General features: G+C 66.2%; 23 protein-coding genes and 1 pseudogene. 18 read left to right on the forward strand and 6 right to left on the reverse strand.

All coding sequences use genetic code 11. The annotated features are described in order from the left end of the window. Nucleotides 1-91: 91 nt before the first annotated feature. The gene (locus PV762_RS01375; protein WP_088405207.1) at nucleotides 92-676 is read left to right on the forward strand and encodes a superoxide dismutase; all 585 of its coding nucleotides are present in this window, start codon (nucleotides 92-94) and stop codon (nucleotides 674-676) included. Nucleotides 677-772: 96 nt separating this feature from the next. On the opposite strand, the gene PV762_RS01380 is transcribed toward PV762_RS01375, so the two are convergent. Further along, nucleotides 773-1249, reverse strand: a complete 477-nt coding sequence (locus PV762_RS01380) for a DUF192 domain-containing protein (protein ID WP_421033230.1) — start codon at nucleotides 1247-1249, stop codon at nucleotides 773-775. A gap of 35 nt (nucleotides 1250-1284) precedes the next feature. Here PV762_RS01380 and PV762_RS01385 point away from each other — a divergent pair, with 35 nt between their 5' ends. The 8 genes from PV762_RS01385 to PV762_RS01420 all read left to right on the forward strand — a co-directional run bounded on the left by PV762_RS01385 (nucleotide 1285) and on the right by PV762_RS01420 (nucleotide 8901). Continuing rightward, a complete protein-coding gene (locus PV762_RS01385) occupies nucleotides 1285-3540 on the forward strand; it encodes a heavy metal translocating P-type ATPase (RefSeq protein ID WP_421033231.1) in 2256 nt (751 codons plus the stop codon). A 32-nt stretch (nucleotides 3541-3572) separates the two neighbouring features. Continuing rightward, nucleotides 3573-3719 (forward strand): cbb3-type cytochrome oxidase assembly protein CcoS, encoded by a 147-nt coding sequence (ccoS, locus tag PV762_RS01390; protein WP_067269376.1) that lies wholly within the window; start codon nucleotides 3573-3575, stop codon nucleotides 3717-3719. A 76-nt stretch (nucleotides 3720-3795) separates the two neighbouring features. Further along, nucleotides 3796-5340 (forward strand): cytochrome-c oxidase, cbb3-type subunit I, encoded by a 1545-nt coding sequence (gene ccoN, locus PV762_RS01395; protein ID WP_421033232.1) that lies wholly within the window; start codon nucleotides 3796-3798, stop codon nucleotides 5338-5340. 21 nt (nucleotides 5341-5361) lie between these two features. Further along, nucleotides 5362-5988 (forward strand): cytochrome-c oxidase, cbb3-type subunit II, encoded by a 627-nt coding sequence (gene ccoO, locus PV762_RS01400; RefSeq protein WP_421033233.1) that lies wholly within the window; start codon nucleotides 5362-5364, stop codon nucleotides 5986-5988. A gap of 36 nt (nucleotides 5989-6024) precedes the next feature. Next, on the forward strand, nucleotides 6025-6198 hold the full coding sequence (locus PV762_RS01405) for a cbb3-type cytochrome oxidase subunit 3 (RefSeq protein WP_421033234.1): 174 nt from the start codon (nucleotides 6025-6027) through the stop codon (nucleotides 6196-6198). After that, a complete protein-coding gene (ccoP, locus tag PV762_RS01410) occupies nucleotides 6191-7093 on the forward strand; it encodes a cytochrome-c oxidase, cbb3-type subunit III (protein WP_421033236.1) in 903 nt (300 codons plus the stop codon). The genes PV762_RS01405 and ccoP overlap by 8 nt, the downstream gene beginning before the upstream one ends. Then, the gene (gene ccoG, locus PV762_RS01415) at nucleotides 7080-8552 is read left to right on the forward strand and encodes a cytochrome c oxidase accessory protein CcoG (protein ID WP_421033237.1); all 1473 of its coding nucleotides are present in this window, start codon (nucleotides 7080-7082) and stop codon (nucleotides 8550-8552) included. Before ccoP ends, ccoG begins: the two co-directional genes overlap by 14 nt. A 49-nt stretch (nucleotides 8553-8601) precedes the next feature. Then, nucleotides 8602-8901 carry a hypothetical protein gene (locus PV762_RS01420; RefSeq protein WP_421033238.1) on the forward strand — a complete coding sequence of 100 codons (300 nt, stop codon included), beginning with the start codon at nucleotides 8602-8604 and terminating at the stop codon, nucleotides 8899-8901. Nucleotides 8902-8927: 26 nt separating this feature from the next. On the opposite strand, the gene PV762_RS01425 is transcribed toward PV762_RS01420, so the two are convergent. Then, nucleotides 8928-9653 (reverse strand): cyclic nucleotide-binding domain-containing protein, encoded by a 726-nt coding sequence (locus PV762_RS01425; RefSeq protein ID WP_421033239.1) that lies wholly within the window; start codon nucleotides 9651-9653, stop codon nucleotides 8928-8930. A 233-nt stretch (nucleotides 9654-9886) separates the two neighbouring features. Between PV762_RS01425 and hemN the strand changes: the two genes are divergently transcribed. From hemN to PV762_RS01445, 4 genes and pseudogenes are all read left to right on the forward strand, one after another. Next, a complete protein-coding gene (gene hemN / locus PV762_RS01430; RefSeq protein ID WP_421033240.1) occupies nucleotides 9887-11326 on the forward strand; it encodes an oxygen-independent coproporphyrinogen III oxidase in 1440 nt (479 codons plus the stop codon). A gap of 13 nt (nucleotides 11327-11339) precedes the next feature. Next, nucleotides 11340-12065, forward strand: coding sequence for a sulfite exporter TauE/SafE family protein (locus PV762_RS01435; protein ID WP_421033241.1), 726 nt, complete (start codon nucleotides 11340-11342; stop codon nucleotides 12063-12065). A gap of 130 nt (nucleotides 12066-12195) precedes the next feature. Then, nucleotides 12196-13449, forward strand: a complete 1254-nt coding sequence (icd, locus tag PV762_RS01440) for an NADP-dependent isocitrate dehydrogenase (RefSeq protein WP_421033242.1) — start codon at nucleotides 12196-12198, stop codon at nucleotides 13447-13449. Between the two features lie 148 nt (nucleotides 13450-13597). Further along, nucleotides 13598-14041, forward strand: a pseudogene (locus PV762_RS01445) (capsid portal protein); the annotation flags it as partial. 71 nt (nucleotides 14042-14112) lie between these two features. Here the strand turns inward: PV762_RS01445 and PV762_RS01450 are convergent. Both PV762_RS01450 and PV762_RS01455 read right to left on the reverse strand, forming a co-directional pair. Beyond that, on the reverse strand, nucleotides 14113-14985 hold the full coding sequence (locus tag PV762_RS01450; protein ID WP_421033243.1) for a hypothetical protein: 873 nt from the start codon (nucleotides 14983-14985) through the stop codon (nucleotides 14113-14115). Nucleotides 14986-15012: 27 nt separating this feature from the next. Continuing rightward, complete coding sequence (locus PV762_RS01455; protein WP_421033244.1) at nucleotides 15013-15618, reverse strand: hypothetical protein; 606 nt, start codon at nucleotides 15616-15618, stop codon at nucleotides 15013-15015. Between the two features lie 754 nt (nucleotides 15619-16372). Between PV762_RS01455 and PV762_RS01460 the strand changes: the two genes are divergently transcribed. Continuing rightward, nucleotides 16373-16768, forward strand: a complete 396-nt coding sequence (locus PV762_RS01460) for an SOS response-associated peptidase family protein (RefSeq protein WP_421033245.1) — start codon at nucleotides 16373-16375, stop codon at nucleotides 16766-16768. An 18-nt stretch (nucleotides 16769-16786) separates the two neighbouring features. Further along, on the forward strand, nucleotides 16787-17176 hold the full coding sequence (locus tag PV762_RS01465; RefSeq protein WP_421033246.1) for a hypothetical protein: 390 nt from the start codon (nucleotides 16787-16789) through the stop codon (nucleotides 17174-17176). 75 nt (nucleotides 17177-17251) lie between these two features. Here the strand turns inward: PV762_RS01465 and PV762_RS01470 are convergent, their stop codons facing one another. Further along, a complete protein-coding gene (locus PV762_RS01470) occupies nucleotides 17252-17983 on the reverse strand; it encodes a PEP-CTERM sorting domain-containing protein (protein WP_421033247.1) in 732 nt (243 codons plus the stop codon). Between the two features lie 484 nt (nucleotides 17984-18467). Between PV762_RS01470 and PV762_RS01475 the strand changes: the two genes are divergently transcribed. Continuing rightward, nucleotides 18468-19094 (forward strand): HEAT repeat domain-containing protein, encoded by a 627-nt coding sequence (locus PV762_RS01475; protein WP_421033248.1) that lies wholly within the window; start codon nucleotides 18468-18470, stop codon nucleotides 19092-19094. A gap of 366 nt (nucleotides 19095-19460) precedes the next feature. Here PV762_RS01475 and PV762_RS01480 read toward each other — a convergent pair whose 3' ends face one another. After that, nucleotides 19461-20393, reverse strand: coding sequence for a hypothetical protein (locus PV762_RS01480; RefSeq protein WP_421033249.1), 933 nt, complete (start codon nucleotides 20391-20393; stop codon nucleotides 19461-19463). A gap of 252 nt (nucleotides 20394-20645) precedes the next feature. Here PV762_RS01480 and PV762_RS01485 point away from each other — a divergent pair, with 252 nt between their 5' ends. Together PV762_RS01485 and PV762_RS01490 are read left to right on the forward strand one after the other, a co-directional pair. Then, nucleotides 20646-21632: a hypothetical protein gene (locus PV762_RS01485; protein WP_421033250.1), complete on the forward strand. Its 987-nt coding sequence runs from the start codon at nucleotides 20646-20648 to the stop codon at nucleotides 21630-21632. A 195-nt stretch (nucleotides 21633-21827) separates the two neighbouring features. Further along, nucleotides 21828-22226: a hypothetical protein gene (locus PV762_RS01490; protein ID WP_421033251.1), complete on the forward strand. Its 399-nt coding sequence runs from the start codon at nucleotides 21828-21830 to the stop codon at nucleotides 22224-22226. Nucleotides 22227-22251 lie beyond the last annotated feature (25 nt).

Genomic DNA, 22251 nt, shown 5'->3' on the forward strand with positions numbered 1-22251 from the left:
GGTATGCGTGCTCCCGTCAGGGGCATGATTTCGCTGCCTACAATCGCCCGCGACACCCGTCCCACCATCAACCACCGATTAGGAGTCCCTCATGGAACACGTCCTGCCCGAGCTGCCGTACGACAAGAAGGCGCTGGAGCCGCACATCAGCGCCGAGACGCTGGAGTACCACCACGGCAAGCACCACAAGGCCTACGTGGACAACCTGAACAACCTGCAGAAGGGCACCGAGTTCGAGAACAAGACGCTGGAAGAGATCGTCAAGACCTCCAGCGGCGGCATCTACAACAACGCCGCGCAGATCTGGAACCACACCTTCTTCTGGTCCTGCATGAAGCCCAACGGCGGCGGCGCGCCGACCGGCAAGCTGGCCGACGCGATCAACGCCAAGTGGGGCAGCGTCGACGCCTTCAAGGAAGCCTTCCAGAAGAGCGCCGTGGGCAACTTCGGTTCCGGCTGGACCTGGCTGGTGAAGAAGGCCGACGGTTCGGTCGACATCGTCAACATGGGCGCCGCCGGCACCCCGCTGACGACCGGCGACACCGCGCTGCTGACCATCGACGTGTGGGAACACGCCTACTACATCGACTACCGCAACGCGCGTCCGAAGTTCGTCGAGACCTTCCTGAAGAGTCTCCTGAACTGGGACTTCGCCCAAGCCAACTTCGGCAACTGACCCACCGGCGCCCGTCCAGGCGGGCGCCGATGAAGCAACGGCCCGGGCATCGCTGCCCGGGCCGTTGTCATTCCAGCGGTCGGATCCCGGATGCGATCACTTGGGCCAGGGGCCGCCGCGCAGCTTGGCGCCGGCCTTCAGGCCGCGCTTGTCGAACCAGCCCTTGTTCATCTCGAGCACGTAACGCACCGGCTTGGTCGAACAGTGCGAGACGTCGGACAGCGGCTGCATCTCGACGATGTTCACGATGGTGCCGTCGTCGCCGACGAAGGCGGCCGACAGCGGGATCAGCGTGTTGCGCATCCAGAAGCACTGCTGCGACGGCTGCTCGAAGACGAAGATCATCCCGGCGTTCTGGGCCATTTCCTTGCGGGCCATCAGGCCGATGGCGCGCTGCTCGTCGGTGCGGGCGACCTCGGCGTGGATCAGGTGCATGCCGGCGCCGAGCTCGACGACCGGCAGGCCGGTCTGCGGAATCTGCTGGGCCGCCGCCGGACCGGCCGCCGCCAGCGCGGCGATCGAGAGGACGGTCGAAAGAACGACGGACGATGCCGCGAGTTTGATATTGAGCATGTTGTCACCTCAAGGTTTGGCGGATTATCAGGGCCATGTTGCCCGCTTCAGCCGTCACGGTGTCCGCCGGCGCCCCGGGCACCGACGCCCGACGCGCCAATCGCCCCGCTCCCGACGCAGCGCTGACGCGCGGTCGTTTCCGCTTGTCGGGCATGCACTGCGCGACCTGCGCGGGACTGGTCGAGTCCCTGCTGCACGCGCAACGCGGCGTGCGTCGGGCCGAGGTCCATCCGTCGACCCAGACGCTGGTGCTGGACTGGAATCCGGACCTCGTGACGCTCGACCAATTGCGGCAGGTGCTCGCGCCGGCGGGCTACGACGTCGTACCTGATGTCGCGGGCCCGGCCCGCGACCTGCGCCGGCGCGAGCATCGCCAGGCGCTCTGGCGCCTGTTCGTCGCGGGCTTCCTGATGATGCAGGTGATGATGCTGGCGTGGCCGTCCTACGTGGCCGCGCCCGGCGAACTGGCGCCCGACCAGGCCGCGCTGCTGCGCTGGGGCCAGTGGGTGCTGACGCTGCCGGTGATGCTGCTTTCCGCGGGACCGTTCTTCCGGGCGGCGCTGGGTCAGCTGCGCGGACGGCGCCTGGGCATGGACGTGCCGGTGGCGCTCGGACTGGGCGTGGCCTTCGTGGCCGGCAGCGGCGCGACGCTGGACCCGGGCGGCCCGTTCGGACACGACGTCTTCTTCGACTCGATCACGATGTTCGTGACCTTCCTGCTGGGCGCGCGGTATCTGGAACTGCGCTCGCGGCATCGCGCGGCGGCGGCGGTTGAACAGGCCGCGGAGGCGTTGCCCGACGACGTCGAACGGTTGGCAGAGGATGGCACCGTGGCGCGCGTCGCGATCGATGCGCTGGCGGTCGGCGACCGGGTGCGCGTCGCCGCCGGGCAGCGCATGCCCGCTGATGCGATCGTCGAGGCCGGCACCGGCGCCGCGGACGAATCCCTGCTGACCGGGGAATCGCGCCCGGTGTCGAAGGGGCCGGGAGATGCCGTGCTCGCCGGCAGCCTCAATCTCGCCGGCGTGCTCACCCTGCGCGTGCGGCACGTCGGCGAACAGACACGGCTCGCGGGCATCCGCCACCTGATGGCCCAGGCGTTCCAGGACCGGCCGACGACGCTTCGCACGGCGGATCGCGTGGCGGGCTGGTTCCTCGCGGCGGTCCTTTGCCTGGCCTTCGCGGCAGCGCTCGTCTGGCAGCGCGTCGACCCCTCGCGGGCGGTGGCCGTGGCGGTGTCGGTGCTGATCGTGACCTGCCCCTGCGCGTTGTCGCTGGCGGCGCCCGCGGCCTGGTTGGCCGCGGCTGGCGCGCTCGCGCGGCGCGGCTTGCTGCTGTCGCGGCTCGACGCGATCGAATCGCTCGCCGATGTCGACTGGATCGTCATGGACAAGACGGGCACGCTGACCGATCCCGCGCCGCGACTGCGTGGCGCAACCGCCCAGGGTCCGGATGCAGAGGCCCTGGCGTCGGCGGCGGCACTGGCCGCGAGCTCGCTTCATCCGTTGTCCAGGGCGCTCGCGGCGGCGCTGCCCGCCCCGTCCGGCGCGAAGGACGTGTGGACGATCGAGGAATTCAGCGGCCGCGGCCTCGAAGGCCGCGACGCGGGCGGGCGTCGATGGCGTCTCGGCGCGCCGCGATGGGCGGTCGACACCCGGTGTCCGCCGCGAGTGCATGCGAGCGGGGCGTCCGACCTCCCCGACGCACAGATCGTCCTGACCTGCGAAGGCCTTGTGCGCGGCGCATGGCAGGTCGACGAGCGGCTGCGCGAGGGCGCGCCAGCCGCGATCGCCGAATGGCAGGCGAGGGGGCTGGCGGTCGAGGTGCTGTCGGGCGACGAACCCGCGCGGGTCGAAACCGCCGCGGGCGAAGCGGGCATCGCGCGCTGGCGCGGCGGCGCCCGCCCGGAGGACAAGCTCCAGCACGTCACCGCGTTACAGGCACAAGGGCATCGTGTGCTGATGATCGGTGACGGCCTCAACGACGCGCCGGTGCTGGCGCGGGCGCAGGTATCGATCGCGATGGGGCAGGGCGCCGACCTCGCGAAAGCGCGTGCGGACGCGGTGTTGACGTCGGACGGTCTTGACGCCATCACGGCCGCGCTGCGCCTGGCGAGACGAACGCGCCGCGTCGTGCGTCAGAACCTGGCCTGGTCGGCGCTCTACAACGCCGTGTGCGTGCCGATGGCGCTGGTCGGCTGGTTGCCGCCGTGGGCTGCCGGGCTGGGCATGGCGATGAGTTCATTGCTCGTCGTCGCGAACGCCACGCGCCTGTCAAAACCCGGCACCTGACCTGGCACCCGCCTGGCACCTGAAGGATCCCTGTGGACATCCTCTATCTGCTGATCCCCCTGTCCGTCGTCCTCGTGCTGCTGGTCCTGGCCGTCTTCGGCTGGGCCGTGCAGGACGGTCAACTGGAGTCGCTGGACCGGGAAGGTCAACGAATTCTCGAGGACGACGCGCAAGCTTGATGTGCGTCAACACGCGCTTCGAGAGGGCGCCGAACAATGGCTGGCATCGGCGCAACAAGCGCCACGAGGAGCCAGCATGGCAAGCCAATCAGAGTCGGAGGGAGGACGCGCATTCACGCCCCGTGATGCGCGCAGGGATGGGCCCGGTGAAGCGGCCGATGAAGCGGCCGATGAAGCGGCCAGTGAATCGCCCGGTGCAGCGCCCAGTTATGCGGACGGCGTCGTGCGCGCGTTCTCGCTGGCCGCGGTGCTGTGGGGCGTGGTGGGGATGCTGGTCGGCGTGATCATCGCCGCGCAGCTCGCCTGGCCGGAGCTCAACTTCGGCATTCCCTGGCTGAGCTACGGCCGACTGCGGCCGCTGCACACCAACGCGGTGATCTTCGCCTTCGGCGGCTGCGTGCTGATGGCCACGGCCTTCCACGTCGTGCAGCGCACCAGTCATGTGCGGCTCTTTGCGCCGGGCCTTGCCTGGTTCACCTTCTGGGGCTGGCAACTGGTGATCGTGCTGGCCGCGATCACGCTGCCGATGGGGCTGACGACCGGCAAGGAATACGCCGAGCTCGAATGGCCGATCGACATCCTCATCGCCGTCGTCTGGGTGTCCTATGCGATCGTCTTCTTCGGCACGATCGGCGTGCGGCGCGTGCGCCACATCTACGTGGCCAACTGGTTCTTCGGCGCCTTCATCATCGCCGTCGCGCTGCTGCACATCGTCAACAGCGCCGAGGTCCCGGCCTCGCTGACCAAGAGCTACTCCGCCTACGCCGGCGTGCAGGACGCGATGGTGCAGTGGTGGTACGGCCACAACGCGGTCGGCTTCTTCCTGACGGCCGGCTTCCTCGGGCTGATGTACTACTACATCCCCAAGCAGGCCAACCGGCCGGTCTACAGCTACCGGCTCTCCATCGTCCACTTCTGGGCGCTGATCTTCACCTACATGTGGGCGGGTCCCCACCACCTGCACTACACCGCGCTGCCCGACTGGGCGCAGAGCGTGGGCATGCTGTTCTCCCTGGTCCTGCTGGCGCCGAGCTGGGGCGGGATGATCAACGGCGTGATGACGCTCAGCGGCGCGTGGCACAAGCTGCGCGACGACCCGATCCTGAAGTTCCTGATCGTCGCGCTGTCCTTCTACGGCATGTCGACCTTCGAGGGGCCGATGATGTCGATCAAGACCGTCAACGCGCTCTCGCACTACACCGACTGGACCGTCGGTCACGTGCACAGCGGCGCGCTGGGCTGGGTGGGCTTCATCTCGATGGGCGCGCTGTACCACCTGATCCCGCGCATGTACGGCCGCGTCGAGATGTACTCGAAGCGCGCCATCGAGCTGCACTTCTGGATCGCCACGCTGGGCATCGTGCTCTACATCGCCGCGATGTGGATCGCCGGCGTGATGCAGGGCCTCATGTGGCGCGCGGTGAACCCGGACGGCACCCTGACCTGGACCTTCGCCGAGGGCGTCAAGGCGACCTATCCGTTCTACGTGGTGCGCCTGCTCGGCGGCCTGCTGTACCTGGGCGGCATGTGCCTGATGGCCTGGAACGTCGTGATGACGGTCCGCGCCGGCCGGCCTGTCCGCCATCCGATCCCCGGCGCCGCGCTCGCGGCCGCCGCCTGAACCTGCGCCAAGGAGCACGCCATGGCCAACCTCCATGCCAAAGCCAGCGGCCACGAACGCATCGAGACCAGCAACTTCCTGATGATCGTGCTGGTGCTGCTGACGGTGATCGTCGGCGGCGTCGTCGAGATCGTCCCGCTGTTCTTCCAGCGCTCGACCACGCAGCCGGTCGAACACCTCAAGCCCTATACCCCGCTGCAGCTCGCCGGCCGCGACGTCTACATCCGCGAGGGTTGCTACAACTGCCACTCGCAGATGATCCGGCCGCTGCGCGCGGAGACGCTGCGCTACGGGCCCTACTCGGTGGCCGGCGAGTTCGTCTACGACCACCCCTTCCAGTGGGGCAGCAAGCGCACCGGTCCTGACCTGGCACGCGTCGGCGGCAAGTACAGCGACGAGTGGCACCGCCTGCACCTGAACAACCCGCGCGACCTCGTGCCCGAATCCAACATGCCCGCCTATGCCTGGCTGGCGGGCGCGGCCGTCGATCCGAAGGAGATGGCGCCCCGGATGCGCGCGCTGCGGACCGTCGGCGTGCCCTACACCGACGAGCAGATCGCCCAGGCGGGCGACGAGATCAAGGGCCGCACCGAGATGGATGCGGTGGTCGCCTACCTGCAGGTGCTGGGCACCGCGCTGAAGCGTTGAAGCGCTGAAGCGCTGAAGCGACGAGAGGAGCTCCCCATGCCCGACATGGATCTGAATGCGCTGCGCTCCGCGGTGACCGTGGTGTCGCTGCTGGTGTTCGTCGGCATCGTCGTCTGGGCCTATGCCCGGCACAACCGTGAACGTTTCGAAGACCTGGGCGCCCTTGTCCTGACGGACGACGACGCGCCCCGAGGAGGTCGTCATGAGTGATTTCGTTTCGAACGGCTGGTCGCTGTTCGTGGCCGCGTCGACGGTGCTCGGCCTGGCGCTGTGCCTGGCGCTGCTGATCATCGCCAGCCGCCGCAAGGTGATGGCCGAGGACAACTCCACCGGCCACGTCTGGGACGAGGACATCCGCGAGCTCAACAACCCGCTGCCGCGCTGGTGGATGGTGCTGTTCGTGCTGACGGTGGTGGCCTCGGGGCTGTACCTGGCGCTGTACCCCGGACTGGGCGCGTATGCCGGGTCGCTGGGCTGGTCCAGCACGGGCCAGTACGAGGCCGAGCAGGCGCTGGCGCGGGCGGAGATGCACACGATCTACGCGCGCTTCGACGGCAAGCCGGTGGAATCGCTGGCGGCGGACCCGCAGGCCAGGGCCATCGGCGAGCGGCTCTTCGCCAACAACTGCGCGACCTGCCACGGCTCGGACGCCAGAGGGTCGAAGGGCTTTCCCAACCTGACCGACAACGACTGGCTCTACGGCGGCAGCGGCGACACCATCGTCCAGACCATCACGCAGGGGCGCGAGGGCACCATGCCGCCGATGGCCGCGGCGGTCGGCAGCGGCGAGGACGTGCGCAACCTCGCGCACTACGTGCTGAGCCTGTCGGGCAGTCCGCACAACTCGGTGGCGGCGGCGCTCGGCAAATCGACGTTCAGCGCCTGCGCGGCCTGCCACGGCATGGACGGCAAGGGCAACCAGGCGCTGGGCGCGCCCAACCTCACCGACAAGGTCTGGCTGCACGGCTGGGGCGAGTCCGCCATCGTCGCCATGGTCAACAGCGGCAAGCACAGCCACATGCCGGAACACGGCTCGCGCCTGAGCCCGGAGCAGATCCGCGTGCTGGCGGGCTACGTGTGGGGACTCTCGCATGAGCAGCCCTGAACCCCAGACGATCTCGCTCTACGCCGCCGAAGCCAAGATCTATCCCCGCGCCGTGCACGGCTGGTTCGCCGTGTGGCGCTGGGCGCTGGTGTGGGCCACGCAGCTGCTGTTCTACGGGCTGCCGTGGCTGCAGTGGAACGGGCGCCAGGCGGTGCTGTTCGATCTGGAGGCGCGCCGCTTCCTGATCTTCGACCTGATCCTGTATCCGCAGGACTTCATCTACCTGACGGCGCTGCTGGTGGTGTCGGCCTTCGGGCTGTTCTTCTTCACGGCGGTGGCGGGACGCCTGTGGTGCGGCTATGCCTGCCCGCAGACGGTCTACACGGAGATCTTCCTCTGGATCGAGCGCCATATCGAGGGCGACCGCGCCGCGCGCATCCGGCTCGACCGCGCCGGCTGGAATGCGGAGAAGCTGCTGCGCAAGGGCGGCAAGCATGCGGCGTGGCTGGCGGTGTCGTTGTGGACGGGATTCACCTTCGTGGGCTACTTCGAGCCGGTGCGCGCGCTGGGCGCCGACGCGGCCGCGTTCGCGCTGGGCGGGTGGGCGCTTTTCTGGATCCTGTTCTACAGCCTGGCGACCTACGGCAACGCCGGCTACCTGCGCGAGCAGGTCTGCAAGTACATGTGCCCCTACGCGCGCTTCCAGAGCGCGATGATCGACCGCGACACGCTGATCATCAGCTACGACGCCGCGCGGGGCGATCCGCGCGGTGCGCGTTCGAAAAAGGCCGACCTGTCGACGCTCGGCCTCGGCGCCTGCGTCGACTGCCATCAATGCGTCCACGTCTGCCCGACCGGCATCGACATCCGCAAAGGGCTGCAATACGAGTGCATCGGCTGCGCCGCCTGCATCGACGTCTGCAACGACGTGATGGACAAGTTCGGCTACGAGCGCGGCCTGATCCGCTACGCGACGCAGAACGGCATGAAGCATCGATGGACAGCGGCGCGGCAGTGGCGCCGCGTGCTCAGACCGCGCGTGCTGGTGTACGGCGCGATCCTCGGGCTGGTCTCCGGCGGACTGGTCTGGAGTCTGGCCGTCCGGATGCCGTTCAAGGTCGACGTCGTGCGCGACCGCGCGACCCTGGCACGCGAGGTGGAGGACGGCGTCATCGAGAACCTCTACCGGCTCCAATTGATGAACGCCGCGGAATCGACGCAGCGCTTCGTCCTCGATGTGCAGGGCATCGAGGGCTTGCGGGTCGCGTCCCCTTCGGCCGAACTGACGCTCGGCCCCGCCGAGGCGCGATGGATCACCGTCGCGCTGCGACTGCCTCCAGCGCGCGCGCGGGCGCTGGGTGCTGGCGCGCATCCGATGCATTTCGCCATCCGACGCGTGGTGACCGCCGCGGAGCCCTCCGGATCTCCCGCACCCGCCGTGCCCGCCGTGCCCGCCGTGCCCGCCGTGCGCCCCGAGCGTGCGCTCCTGGAGAAGTCCACTTTCGTCGTGCCGCGATGAGCGCGGCCGGATCCATCCTTCCACCTTTCCCTCCCCACAAGGAGCGGTCATGACGACGACACGAACGACGACGCGAATGACGACGACGCGCTTGAGCGATGCGGACCTGCCGACCAGCGGTCCCTGGTGGCGGCATCCGATCATGTGGCTGGTGATCGGCGGGCCGACCGTCGTGGTGGTGGCCTCGATGGCCACGTTGACACTGGCGATCGCGTATCCCGATCCGGTGGTGCACTCGACGCATGCGGTCGATCGCAGCGGCGTCGCCGCTGACGAGGTCGACGACCTCGCGAAGACGCCCGCGATGAAGGCGCGCAACCATGCGGCCACTGGCGGTCAGGCGCGCTGACCGCGTCGCTGCCGGAGCGGGTGTCTTCAGGCGGTGCGGCGGACCAGTTGCAGCAAGCGACGCGGCTTGAGCACGCGCACCTCGCGCGCACGGACTTCGAGCAGGCCCTCCTCCTGCATCCGCGAGAAGGTGCGGCTCACCGTCTCCAGGCTCAGGCCGAGGTAGCTGCCGATCTCGTCGCGGGTCATGCGCAGCACGACGCTCGACGACGAGAAACCGCGCGCCCGCAGCCGCCGCATCAGGTGGATCAGGAAGGTCGCGACACGCTGTTCCGCGCGCACCGAACCGAGCAGCGTCATCACGCCCTGTCCGCGGACGATCTCGCGGCTCATCAGGCGATGGAACTGACGGCGCAGGCGGTCGACGTCCCGGGTCACGTCATCGATCCGTCCGTAGGGCACGACGCAGATCTGGGAGTCCTCCAGCGCCACCGCCTGACTCGCGTATGCGCCGCTGAAGACGCCGTCCAGGCCGAGCATCTCGCCGGCCATGTGGAAACCGGTGATCTGCTCGCGACCGTCCTCCGCCAGGGCCGAAACCTTGAAGAAGCCCGTGCGAACGATGTAGACGGCCTCGAACGGATCACCGGGCTTGAACAGCACGGTGTTGCGCGCGACCTGCCGCCGGTCCGAGATCATGCGTTCCAGCTGATGGACGTCGGCCGTGGGCAGTCCCGTCGGCAGGCAGACCTGTCTCAGCGTGCAAGTGGCGCAGGTGATCCGGGTGGTCTCGATCGCGGCGGCGGACGTCACCGGCGGGGCCGACGGCGGGGGCGACGGCGAGGGCAACGGCGAGGGTAACGGCGAGGGTAACGGCGAGGGCGACTGCGAAGGGGAGAGAGGGGGGGCGGGTGGGGCGGACAGCGTGGCGCTCGGCATGGATTCGTCGGGCATGCGAGGAAGCGGCGGATTTTTTGCCGGGCCATCGACGCCGGCAATGACATCAATCAATGACGTTGTGCCAACAAAGGGTGAGGATCTCGCCCATGAGCCCTGACCCGACCCCGTGGGACTGCAGCCTCCCCGACGCCGATCTGCTGCGCCGCTTCGACATCGCGGGACCGCGGTACACCTCGTACCCGACCGCGGACCGGTTCCATGCGGGCCTGGATGCCGAACGCCACGGCGAGCTGCTGGCGCTGCGGGCCTTCGGTCCCGCGGCCCGGCAGCCGATGTCGCTCTACGTGCACATCCCGTTCTGCGAATCGGTCTGCTACTACTGCGCCTGCAACAAGGTCGTCACACGGCACCACGAACGTGCGGCGGCCTATGTCGACGCGCTCGAGGTCGAGATGGGCCTGGTGCACCGCCGGCTCGGCGACCGGGCGCTGGTGTCCCAGCTGCACTTCGGCGGCGGGACGCCGACCTTCCTCGCCGACCGCGAACTGTCGATGCTGATGGCGCTGCTGCACCGGCACTTCCGGCTGGCCGCGGACGCCGAGATCTCGATCGAGGTCGACCCGCGCACCATCGACGTCGCGCGCCTGCGCCACCTGCGCACGCTGGGCTTCAACCGCCTGAGCTTCGGTGTGCAGGACTTCGATCCCGACGTACAGCGCGCCGTGCACCGCGAGCAGAGCCTGGAGAGCGTGGCGGCGCTCATCGGCGCCTCGCGGGACCTCGGTTTCCGATCGATCAACGTGGACCTGATCTACGGCCTGCCGCTGCAGACGCCGACCTCGTTCGCGCGGACCGTCGAGCAGGTGGCGACGCTGCGCCCGGACCGCATCGCGCTCTACGGTTATGCGCACCTGCCGCAGCGCTTCAAGCCTCAGCGGCGCATCGAGCCGGCCGCGCTGCCGCCGCCCGGCGACAAGCTGCGCATGCTGTCCGGCGCGATCGCCGGCTTCATCGCGCGCGGCTACAGCTACATCGGCATGGACCACTTCGCGCTCGCGGACGATCCGCTGGCGGTCGCGAAGCGGGAAGGGCGGCTGCATCGCAACTTCCAGGGTTACAGCACGCAGCCGGACTGCGATCTCGTGGCGCTGGGGGTGTCGGCGATCTCGAAGCTCGGAGCCTCGTTCGCGCAGAACGTGAAGACGCTGCCCGAGTACTACGCCGCCTTGCGCGAGGGACGCCTGCCCGTCGAGCGCGGTCTGGCGCTCGACCAGGACGATCTGGTGCGGCGCGACGCGATCATGGCGCTGATGTGCCAGGGCCGGCTCGACTTCGAGCCGATCGAACGCTCGCACGGCATCGTCGCCGCGGAGTACTTCGCGACGGAACTCGTGCGTCTGGGCCAGATGGCGGCGGACGGGCTCGTCACCATCGAGCCGCGCGCGGTGCAGGTCACGACGATGGGCTGGTTCTTCGTTCGGGCGGTGGCGATGGTGTTCGACCGGTACCTGAGGCCGGGCGGCGTGGCCGGCGCACCGGCGGGCGCGCCGGCGGAGGCGCCGGTGCGCTTCTCGCGCATCCTCTGACTCGGACGCAAGGATGGTGATACTCCCGCTCGCGCTCGCAGGCACCGCGTTCGTCATGGGGGCCGCCGGCAGCCTGCACTGCGCGGCGATGTGCGTCGCGCCCTGCGCGGCGGTGACGGCCGGGCGGCGAAGCGGCATCGCGGTGTTCCAGGCCGGCCGGCTGCTGGGCTACGCGGCGGGCGGCGCGGTGGTCGCGGCCAGCGTCGGCGGTCTGCTGCGCTGGGAGTCGACGTCCGGGGCATTGCGGCCGCTGTGGCTGATGGTGCATCTCGCGGCGCTGACGATGGGGACTTTCCTCCTCTGGCGCGCGGCGCCGCCGCGATGGGTCCTGCGCCTGTGGACGACGCGCGCGCCGGCGGCGGTCGGGATCCCCGTGGCGTCGCTCGACGGCGGCGCCGGCGCGGTCGCCCTGTCGCCCGCGCGCACGGTGGGTGCCGGTCTTGCGGGATTGGCCTGGCTCGCCTGGCCCTGCGGGCTGCTGCAGTCCGCGTTGACCGTCGCCGCGCTTGCCGATGGCCCGTGGCAGGGCGCTGGCGTGATGGCGGCTTTCGCGCTGGGCTCGTCGCCGGGCCTGCTGGCCGGGCCCTGGTTGCTGGCCTGCCTGGGCAGACCGGGCGGCCTCGCGGGCGGCTCGGGTGTGCGAATCGCAACCCGTCTGTCCGGTGCGATGCTGGCGGCGGGATCGTTCTGGGCGCTCGGTCACGGCCTGTGGGCGCAGGTCAGGGCGTACTGCGGATGACGTGTCGGGGCGCGGCGCGGCGCTTCCCAGGGACATGCTTGAGGCATCCGCCGATTGAAAGTTTCGCTGTCATAGAATCAACGCTTCCGGTTTACCCCAAACCACCCACGCGACTCGCGGAGACGACTCCATGTACCAGCACATCAAGGTGCCCGAGGGCGGCCAGAAGATCACGGTCAACACCGACTTCTCGCTCAACGTTCCGAACAACCCGATCATTCCCTACATCGAGGGTGACGGTACCGGCCTGGACATCACCCCGGTGATGATCAAGGTCGTGGACGCGGCCGTGGCGAAGGCTTACGGCGGCGCCAAGAAGATCCACTGGATGGAGATCTACGCCGGCGAGAAGTCGACGAAGGTCTACGGCCCCGACGTGTGGCTGCCCGAAGAGACGCTGACGGTCCTCAAGGACTACGTGGTCTCGATCAAGGGTCCGCTGACGACGCCGGTCGGCGGCGGCATCCGCTCGCTGAACGTCGCGCTGCGCCAGGAACTGGACCTGTACGTCTGCCTGCGCCCGGTGCGCTGGTTTGAAGGCGTGCCGTCGCCGGTCAAGGAACCGCACAAGACGGACATGGTCATCTTCCGTGAGAACTCGGAAGACATCTACGCCGGCATCGAGTTCGAAGCCCAGAGCGACAAGGCCAAGAAGCTGATCAAGTTCCTGCAAGAGGAATTCGGCGTCAAGAAGATCCGTTTCCCCGAGACCTCGGGCATCGGCGTGAAGCCGGTGTCGAAGGAAGGCACGGAGCGCCTGGTCCGCAAGGCGATCCAGTACGCGATCGACAACGACAAGCCGAGCGTGACGATCGTCCACAAGGGCAACATCATGAAGTTCACCGAAGGTGGCTTCCGTGACTGGGCCTACGCCCTGGCCCAGAAGGAATTCGGCGCCGAGCTGATCGACGGCGGCCCGTGGTGCAAGTTCAAGAACCCGAAGACCGGCAAGGACATCGTGGTCAAGGACAGCATCGCCGACGCGTTCCTGCAGCAGATCCTGCTGCGTCCGGCCGAGTACTCGGTCGTGGCGACGCTGAACCTGAACGGCGACTACATCTCCGACGCGCTGGCGGCGCAGGTCGGCGGCATCGGCATCGCCCCGGGCGCGAACCTGAGCGACTCCGTTGCCATGTTCGAAGCCACCCACGGCACGGCGCCGAAGTACGCGGGCAAGGACTACGTGAACCCCGGTTCCGAGATCCTGTCGGCTGAAATGATGCTGCGTCACATGGGCTGGACCGAAGCGGCCGACCTGATCATCTCGTCGATCGAGAAGTCGATCCTGTCGAAGAAGGTCACGTACGACTTCGCCCGCCTGCTGGACGGCGCGACGCAAGTGTCGTGCTCGGGCTTCGGTCAGGTGATGATCGAGAACATGTGATGACCTGCCTGGGCATGTCCCAGGTTGTCTTATGAACCCCAGTTCGTTGATTCGGCTGGGGTTTTTCGTTTCTGATGCTGAATTGTGATGAACGACAGTGCCCACAAAATGGGGCCATGATCGGGGCCAGCGACAGGAGCCATGGCCCGCCGGCTTCATCATGTACATCAGCGACCCGGCACAGCAGCAGGACGACATCGACGCGATCCGCCAGGCGCTGAAGGACAGCAAGGGTCCGGGCAACTTCCGCAATCTGTTCCTGTACTCGCCCAACGGCAAGAAGGATGGCGTGCAGCTCATCCCGGTCAGCGAGGTGGCCGCGAAGGACGAGTTCGTCAACATCAAGAACGTGAGCCGGGATGACGTCCTCGCGGCTCATCGCATCCCGCCGCAGTTGCTCGGCATCGTGCCGGGCAACACGGGCGGCTTCGGCGCCGTGCTGCCGGCGGCAAAGGTGTTCGCGCGCAATGAGATCGACCCGTTGCAGGCGCGCTTCCGCGCATTGAACGACTGGATGGGCGAGGAGGTGGTCCGGTTCGATTCCTACACCATTGACGCCGGCGACGGCGCGGGCTCCCCAGAGGGAAGTTAGCTGCCTAAGCCATACAACTGCTTATGAGCCGTGTATACAAGAAGTGCTGGTAACGCGCCTTCGCCGTAAGGTCAGTTCTTTGGCGACGATTTCGCCCGCCTTTTCTCCGCATTTAGCTCAATCTCAGCGGCAAGTGTCTGAATTTGCTTTCGCTCGTCTTCCGTTAAATTTGTCTGAGGGACAGGCCATCCTGCGGCAATCGACGCGTAAGCCTTATCTGAAGATGAACCAAAGCTGGACTCCGCAATGCTGATTAAGGCAACTCGATAAGCAGCCGCCGCGACTGGATCTGCCGTGATTTGGGTCGCCCTGTTCGCCGCAGCGAACAGGGCTGCCGTATCGCCTTGTTTGGCATCCTGCTGTACCCCGTCGTGAAGCCACTTTTCTCCGCGACGAGATGGCACGGTTTCCCAATATTCGGATGCTGCACCTTCGACGCCGCCTTGAGCGGCAGTTTCCAGTAGCTTGTCTCGCTGCGAGAGTTGTTCCGACGACAGGGTCTGACAGTCACGTTGTTGAGCTTGCGTCAGCTGCACAAGCGTTGTAAGCGCGCGATGCTGTTCGGAATTATTTACGGCGCGCGTTAGCGCTGACATCCAAGCCTCAAGATTGCTGTCCACGGACGCACAAGCATCGATCTGCTTCGCAGCTTGGTAAGACGAAAGTGGATCCCTGGAGGAGCGCGCTGCCTCGACCTTTGCCGCCGCAGACTCGCGAGTGAAAGACTTCGACAGGGCTACAGCGGCAGTGGCGCTGGCAGGCTCGGCCATTTGCGTCAGAACGGGTGGTGAGGAAACCGGTGCGCTTGACGCGGTGGAACCTGGATCCTCTGCCGGACGAATCGAATGGGACGTCGGCGACGACGTACTTCCATCCCGAACGTAGGTCACGATGCCTACGCCGCCCACGATCACAAATATCGTCAGAAGAATAGTCTTTTTCATTACGGTTGCCGAGCCTGCCGACTGAAGTTATTCCTGCGCCATGCAAGTCGCCATCTTAAGTGGGCAGACGTTATCTCGTGTATTGCGGAATACCGCTTCATTCCCGGTAATACATGCTGTCTTAGCCGCTATATGCTGCGAGCCGAGCTGGAACCAGCCTCGTTCGATCCCCTGACAGACGCCAGTATTTAAATTGTTCATTAGACGCATTGCGTCTCCAACGCAAATATCAACTATCGCTTTGCATTTTTCCATCTTGGTGGCTCCCTCTGGAAGAGTAATGCCGCCACCACCTACGCCTCCACCCTCCTTTCCAATCTCGTTGCTGTTGTAGAAGGGTTCAAAGCTATCGTACCAAACCTGCTGATTGTACAAATTTTTGCCGTTGATCTCAACCAGCCCCAATTCGAAAGAAATCTGATACTGATTTCCGCCGTCTTCGATTTGGGGCTTGGCAATGGGTCTGGTGGGCAAAATTGGGGAAATGGTGGCGCACGACGAAGTTAAGGTCTTCACCCGCGTACCGTCGGCCCGAACTTCAGTTTTTTGCTTCGTCTCGGATTCACATTGAGCATGAACTGGCCCAATTGCCAAACATGCCGTCAAAGCCAAAGCGGCTTGGAGAATGCGCATTACTTATACTCCCATTTAGTCGACGTATGAGCACGTCGGAAGAGAATTTGCCATCGCGGAGTGAGGCAAGCTACCCCCCAGAGGTTGAGGCTCGTTAAGGTGACGTGAAGGCCCGAAGCAATCGGTATAAAGCCGAAATTAGCTTTTGCTTCGACAGCGATTGCATTTTCGATCCACCGTCCATCGCCCAGCGCCAGCGGCCAAAGATCGGGAGGCCGAGCCGATGTCGCCAGTCCGCTGTGCCAGTGGCGCACCTTTAGAAGCGTCCAAAGTGTCGGATGACGAGATGCAGCAGCTTCCCGGATGGGGGCTCGCTCGCTCGGATATCGCATTGGTCGTGTGTCCACTCGCAACCTTTCGGCAACCAGCTGGCAACCGCTGTGCATCCAACCCGCAACCGGTTAGCAACCCGTCTGCGGTCGCGACCAAGCTGGGTGGAATGCCGAACAACTAATCAACCCAGCCTCGCATTGGTCGGCAAAGTGAGGAAGCGTGGGGCGCAGCACGTGGTTGCGTGGCACTCAGTTAAGCCCGCGTTTGTTCGTGGCTCGCCGAACGATGCCGAACGCTTGGCGAGGAGGCGCAGAGGCGTACCTAGGGACCGAATGCCGTTGCCGCCGACCAAATCCTCTAGCGCGCCCTCGGGACCCCGCCCCGCCCGCGCGCTAAATGGGGCGCTTTCGACGGCGAGCCGAACTGGGAGACGGGCAAGAACGTCTGGTGGCAGCTGCGGCGCGCCGATGGGGCGCCCTGGATGCTTGCCGGCATCTGGAACCACTGGACCGACGCGGAGACCGGCGAGATCGTGCCGTCGTACACCATGCTGACCTGCAACTGCGACGGGCATCCGCTGCTTGGGCGATTGCACAAGCCCGATTCGAAGCTCCCGCCAGATCAGCAGGACAAGCGCGCGGTGGTCCACCTCGAGCCGTCGGACTGGTCGACCTGGTTGTCCGGATCTGTCGACCAGGCGCGAGATCTGATCCGTCCCGCGCCCGCCGAGTTTTTCGACCAGGCCGACGCGATCGCGACGGACGAGCTGCTCGCCGCGGCGCAACAGATCTCGTCGCTGACGTGCTCGAACTCACACCGGCGACCAGCTCCTCCAGGCAGGGCGTGCCGCGCTGCGCATCCACTGGATATACTGTGATTACGTACAGTATTTACCATGTTGGCCCATGCCCTTTGTCTTCGATCGCGCGGCGTCAAGTTGACGTCGGCGGAGCTGCGGGCGCAGACGCCGATGGCTGGGCGACTCAGCTTCAACCAGAGCGCCTATCAGGGGCGGGATGAGAGGGGCTTGTGGGTATGCACGCTGATGCCGACGCGTGGCGAATACGGATGGTCCGTAGAGCTGTTCGATGCCCGCGTGCTGCGAATAGAGCCACGTGGCATCCTTGTCGGAGGGGTCGAGGACATCTGGCTTAGGAAAAAGCGAACCAGCTATACGCAGGTGCTCTGGGCGTGGCCGGTGGGCGGTGAGGGCGTCCGCACACCGCCGCCCGGCTCGACGCTTGAATCGATGAAGTTCATCGAGCAACTCGCTGAGCTGGTGTAGCTCTTCAGGCTTGTGTTGCAGAATGGATGTGCCAGTTGACCGTTCGACGGTTCCCTGGTGCTCCATCTGCCCGGCTCAGCGCCAATGCTGCTGCTTGCGCCCATTTCGGCGCTGTCGCACCAGAAGCCCAAGTCCGGTCAACATGAGAACCGCAGTTGTCGGCTCCGGCACCGCGCGAGCCAATTCGATCGAGTCAAGAATCAGCGCACTGCGATTGTCCGGCGCAATGGTGGGGTGATCCCACAACCGGATCTCGTCAAAGCCGCCACCGGAGAAGCCAACGTAATGTGCGTTCGGGTGGTGGTCAAGGACACCTGAGGCAACGCTTAGTCCGTCTTTGAACAGCGCATAGTGCAGAGTCAGGAGTGATGCGACCTCGTCACAGTTCGGATTGCAGTAACCGCCGTATCCTGTACCGAGCAAAAAGCCGACGGAGTCGAAATCAGCACCAGAGCTCAGGGTGAGTCGCTCATAGGTGGGTGGTCCGCTCTGGCTCAGTTCCAGCTGCGTGGGGTACCAGGCGCGCTGCCCTTCAAAGCCCCGCCGGCTCGAGTCCGTGGGTGTCCAGATCTCCACTGGCGAGCCAACATGATCGACCCTGATTCCGCCTTCTGTGTAAGTCGCGGTCCGCACCACGTCCGCACTCATCCCCTCAAACCCGTTGAAGCCTGCGCGGCTGTCATTCGAGATGAAGTCTGATGTGTGCACCACGATAGCCGCAGTGGCGGGCACAGTCATCGCAAGGAACGCGCTTGCGGCAAGGCACTTGAACATGGCCTGTGAGACGCCGGCAATTTTTCGGATCATTTCCCCTCCCTGGGATGAAGTCGTCTTGTGACTGGCAGCCACGCTGGTGGGCAATCAAGCGGGGTCAACGCATTGTTGCCAAGAATTTAACGCCGGGCGGAGGATAAGGTCGTGGCTAGGCCGTCGCTGCCACTCGCGCCCCGCATATGCGGGGGGCGATCGATGAAGTCGCGACCCAGCGCATCAGGCGGCATGCAACCACGTGGCCGACTGCCGGGTGCGAAGCGAGTCATTGCGGAACTTCTGGCGCCAGAATCGCACCGATTTCGCACCGTTCGATCCCGCACCAGCAGGATCGGGGTGGGACGCGGGTTCAATTCCCGCGGCCTCGGAGGCCGCTTCCAGCCTGACGCAGACGGCTCCTCGGTCGCGGAAGCGGCCGTTCGCCTTGCTCACACCGGAGATCAGCTCTCGGCCAAGAACCGAATTTCACCAGCGGCCGCTCTCGGGTAACCTACTCTCCTCGCATTCGTTACGCTGCACCATGGACGCTGCATTGCTCCTCCAGATTGAGGTCGCCCGCTTTAAGCAGTGGGCTGCGGGAATTCCCGTGGATACCAGGTCGGGCGAGTGGGAGTGTGACTACCCGGAATGGAGGCGCCTCTGGGCTGCCGCCAAATGCCTAGTTGAAACCGTACCGGTGGCAGCTTGGACTGAGGCTACGACGGAAGATTTCGTCTACGCGCTGGCGCGCGACAACGAAGTTGAAGTCATTGCAGACGACCTTGCTGGCAGAAGCGACACCCTGTTGATCCTTGCCGCTCGGGCTATCCATTCGGTTGAGACGGACGCCAAGTGGCAAATCGCAGCGAAGTTGGGAGATATGAACGAGCACAAATTGAAAGCAGAGGCATTGCTGGTGCAGTTTGTGCAAGACGCCGACGAATACGTAAGCCGGCGTTCTCTCTTGGCGCTGGCAACGCTCAAGTCAGGCAAGGCTGAATCGTTCGCAGAGCGCGCATGGAAGACCGGTCACGAATACCAGCGCATCGCCGCACTCTGGGCGTTGAAAGATGTGGGATCGTCGAAATTGAACGATTACCTGCTGCGGGCAGAGGAAGACGGCCGTGAATATGTGGTTCGTAATGCTACGGAGATCCGCGCAGCGTGACTTCGCTGCGAACGTTCGCTTTCTGGAGCTCAGATCGACTTGCGCGAGGTCCGCAACGGGTCGAGACGGGTCGGCCAAATGCGGCGGGTCGAAGGACCGCTTCCAGCCCAGAGCGGAAGTTGGGGCCATGGATGGGGCCATGAGGCGGGTCTATTGAGGACTTTGTCGATGCCTAGGCGTTCCTACCGGCGCTTCAAGGTGATGATCGAGAACATGTGATCAAAGCAGGCCCGGTCTCGCACCGGGCTGCGATCGACATGAGAAACCCCAGCGCGGTCGCCCGCCTGGGGTTTTCTGTTTCTGGGCGATGCCGTGCCGGATCGTCGACCCCGGGCGCCGCGGGGTCGGCGGCGCCCCGGGGTCAGGTCATTCGACGCCGTCGGGCACTTCGAATCCTGCCTCTCGGACTTCCGTGCCGATGGCGGGTTTCAGCAGACGCGCCGCCCGCAGGTCGCGCTCGGCCGCTTGCGCGTCCCCCGCCTTCAACGCGGTGAGGCCTCGGCCGTACAGCGACCACACGTGGTCCGCCTTCATGCCGAGGGACGCGTCGAAAGCCGCCTTGGCGGCGACCAGGTCGCCGATCCGCAGCTGCGTCCAGCCGAGCGAATCGAACGGGGCGGGCGTGCTGCCCGGCAGCGCCGCCGCGCGTTGGCAATCGTGCAGCGCCAGCGGCAGCTCCATGCCGCGGCGGGCGCGCAGCCAGCATCGCTCGTTCAGCCCGATGCGCTGATCGGCGTCGCCGGGACGATGGCTCAGCCACAGTTCCCATTGGCGCACGGCCTCGGACGGCTGGTCGTAATAGTCGTAATAGCGCGCGAGCTCGACGCGCAGTTCCGCCTCGGGCGGGATCAGCGGCACGGCGCGCGCGATGTCGTCCGCGGCGCCGCTGTGATCGCCCAGAACGCTGCGCAGGCGTGCGCGGAACACGCGGGCTTCGGGGAGGTCCGGTCGCAGGCGCAGCGCTTCGGTCGTGTCCTGCAGCGCTGGCAGGGGATTGCCCTGTTCGTGCTCGATGAACGCGCGAAGCATGAAGAGGGCCGGCTCGTCGGTCTTCAAGTCCAGGGCCCGGTTCGCGTCGGTGAGCGCCTCCGCGTACCGTTTCGCGGCGAAGTGGGCTGCGCTGTTTCGCGCCATCTCCATCGCCTGGGCGTCCTGGGTCGGTGGGGTGGTGGTCGCCGCGGTGGCGTTCAGGGTCGTGGCGGCCAGCAGTGCGGCGCAGGCGGCATTCAACCCGAGGCGCATCCTGCGCGGGAAGGCGGGCACAAGCGATCGATGGCGGTCGCGCGCGGTGGTGGTCATGGGTGGTCCTCCCTCGATGGTCATGGCCGAGCGGCTCGATGCGGCCGCTGCAGGGTGCGGACTTTAAACGGGCGCGGGTTCGAAGTCGTCCCATCGTCCGTGATTCGAGGTGTCCGGTCGCTGCCGCTACGCTGCTCGCCCGCTTGCCGGGCTTTGGCTTCGCAAGCCGTTCGCCCCTTTCGCGTCGACCGCAAATGGCCGGCAACGGGTTCACAGAATGGTCTCCTTTGAAGTCATCGAGGAAGTACCGTCATGCGTGTCGACAAGATGCTGACCGCGACGCTGGGCGCCGCGGCCGTGTTGCCTCAGGGCGTCTCCGCCAACAACGTGGGCCCAGCGAGCCAGGTGTCGCAAGGCGGATCGCAGAGCGGGCTGCCGAGCAACTCGCGCGTCGCGCTGTCCGGCGGTGGCCAGCCTGGACGCGTGAGTCTTTCGTCTCTCGGTCAACTCGGCCTGTCGGCCCATCGACCGGTCCAGCCCAACGCGCCTGCAGCGGTTGACTGCAACACCGCTATCGGCGGTCAGGCCGCCGCGGCGTTCCAGCGCGACTTCGCGCCTCGACTGCAAGGTGCCCCGCTGGGCAGTGTCCTCGCGTCTCGTCAGGAGCTCGGCCTGCAGGCGCATGACTTCGCGATGGTCGACATTGGCGGCGAGGGTCAGAAGACGGCACCGGACGGCATGAAGAGCGGCAACCTGCACGCCATCAACGTCAACGCGCAGTCGACGATTTCGTCGGGACCGATGAAGCTCCAGACCGCCGTGGGGGAGCCTGGTCTTGGGAAGGACGTCAATGGCGGCCCCATCCCCAACCTCGTCAAGATCAACGAATGGCCTTCGCGCAGCGAGACTTCTGCCGTGGGCTTCGTCCCGCTGGCGAAAGGCTTCTCCAATCTCACGACGATGGAAGGCGCTCCCGTGTACGCCTATCACGTCGCGGAACTCGACCGGGTGACGTCGAGCAAGGGCTGGATCGCACTGACCGTCGACAAGGACTTCAAGCCGCAGATCGATCAGCTGGCGCAGGCCCGCAACGGCGGGGAGGCCTGGCATTTCCCTGGGAAATCGGAGACCGACAACGATCGATTCATCGTTGCGCCCGCGGGGCTGTCGGCCGAGGAGACCAAGGCGTTCAAGGCCAAGTTCGAAGCGGCCAGCCCGCACGAGATCCATGACGTGGCGAAGGCTATCTCGCAGGAGCTCGCGCGCAAGCCTGGAGGCGCGCCGCGCGACGAGCTCTGAGCGCGCCTTCGATCGCCGGATCACCGCGCCCCAGGGCGACGCCGAACGCGGTTGCGTGCTGGTCGGCAAGCACCTGAAAGCTCGACGCACGACGCCGCTGCCAGGGCCCTCTGCTGGCCTTGAACCTCTCGCCGGAACCATGCAGGTACCGCGCTTGCCATCGCATGACCATCCATCCATTGAGAAGGAGTGTTCATGCGACACCAACTCTTCCCCCGAAGTGCCCTGTTCGCGGCAGGCGTCCTCGCCGTGGCCGCAATGACGGGCTGCTCGACCAACAAGGTCGAGACCGCCTCCCAGCTTGGCGAAAGCCGAGGCGCGCTCGAAGCCGCCCAGACCAGCATCGGCACCGGCGATTCACCGGATCTGGTCGTGGCCCGCGCCCGTCTGGCTGAAGCCCAGGAAGCGCAGAAGAAGGGCGATCACGCGCTCGCACGCCGCAAGGCGGACGAGGCCGAGGCCGCCGCCGCATTGGCCAGGTCCAAGGCCGCGCGCGACCGCTCGGAGAAAGCCTCCATGGAGCTGGACCGCAGCCTCTCGACGCTGCGCGAGGAGCTCAACCGAGGTCCGGCTCCGGCCGCGCCCGCCCGTTGATCCGTCAGCGACTGCCACTCTAGGA

The organism is Mitsuaria sp. CC2 (genome assembly GCF_048957715.1).
Taxonomy (GTDB): Bacteria; Pseudomonadota; Gammaproteobacteria; order Burkholderiales; family Burkholderiaceae_C; genus Roseateles.

Bases quoted from the DNA above. Each gene is read 5' to 3' on its own strand.
- PV762_RS01380 (WP_421033230.1), bottom strand. From the start codon at position 1,249: ATGCTCAATATCAAACTCGCGGCATCGTCCGTCGTTCTTTCGACCGTC.
- ccoO (WP_421033233.1), top strand. From the start codon at position 5,362: ATGGCCAACCTCCATGCCAAAGCCAGCGGCCACGAACGCATCGAGACC.
- PV762_RS01455 (WP_421033244.1), bottom strand. From the start codon at position 15,618: ATGCGCATTCTCCAAGCCGCTTTGGCTTTGACGGCATGTTTGGCAATT.
- ccoN (WP_421033232.1), top strand. From the start codon at position 3,796: ATGGCAAGCCAATCAGAGTCGGAGGGAGGACGCGCATTCACGCCCCGT.
- PV762_RS01385 (WP_421033231.1), top strand. From the start codon at position 1,285: ATGTTGCCCGCTTCAGCCGTCACGGTGTCCGCCGGCGCCCCGGGCACC.
- PV762_RS01435 (WP_421033241.1), top strand. From the start codon at position 11,340: ATGGTGATACTCCCGCTCGCGCTCGCAGGCACCGCGTTCGTCATGGGG.
- hemN (WP_421033240.1), top strand. From the start codon at position 9,887: ATGAGCCCTGACCCGACCCCGTGGGACTGCAGCCTCCCCGACGCCGAT.
- PV762_RS01465 (WP_421033246.1), top strand. From the start codon at position 16,787: ATGTTGGCCCATGCCCTTTGTCTTCGATCGCGCGGCGTCAAGTTGACG.
- PV762_RS01480 (WP_421033249.1), bottom strand. From the start codon at position 20,393: ATGACCACCACCGCGCGCGACCGCCATCGATCGCTTGTGCCCGCCTTC.
- PV762_RS01420 (WP_421033238.1), top strand. From the start codon at position 8,602: ATGACGACGACACGAACGACGACGCGAATGACGACGACGCGCTTGAGC.
- PV762_RS01475 (WP_421033248.1), top strand. From the start codon at position 18,468: ATGGACGCTGCATTGCTCCTCCAGATTGAGGTCGCCCGCTTTAAGCAG.
- PV762_RS01405 (WP_421033234.1), top strand. From the start codon at position 6,025: ATGCCCGACATGGATCTGAATGCGCTGCGCTCCGCGGTGACCGTGGTG.
- PV762_RS01490 (WP_421033251.1), top strand. From the start codon at position 21,828: ATGCGACACCAACTCTTCCCCCGAAGTGCCCTGTTCGCGGCAGGCGTC.
- PV762_RS01460 (WP_421033245.1), top strand. From the start codon at position 16,373: ATGCTTGCCGGCATCTGGAACCACTGGACCGACGCGGAGACCGGCGAG.
- ccoP (WP_421033236.1), top strand. From the start codon at position 6,191: ATGAGTGATTTCGTTTCGAACGGCTGGTCGCTGTTCGTGGCCGCGTCG.
- PV762_RS01375 (WP_088405207.1), top strand. From the start codon at position 92: ATGGAACACGTCCTGCCCGAGCTGCCGTACGACAAGAAGGCGCTGGAG.
- ccoG (WP_421033237.1), top strand. From the start codon at position 7,080: ATGAGCAGCCCTGAACCCCAGACGATCTCGCTCTACGCCGCCGAAGCC.
- PV762_RS01485 (WP_421033250.1), top strand. From the start codon at position 20,646: ATGCGTGTCGACAAGATGCTGACCGCGACGCTGGGCGCCGCGGCCGTG.
- PV762_RS01450 (WP_421033243.1), bottom strand. From the start codon at position 14,985: ATGAAAAAGACTATTCTTCTGACGATATTTGTGATCGTGGGCGGCGTA.
- PV762_RS01470 (WP_421033247.1), bottom strand. From the start codon at position 17,983: ATGATCCGAAAAATTGCCGGCGTCTCACAGGCCATGTTCAAGTGCCTT.
- icd (WP_421033242.1), top strand. From the start codon at position 12,196: ATGTACCAGCACATCAAGGTGCCCGAGGGCGGCCAGAAGATCACGGTC.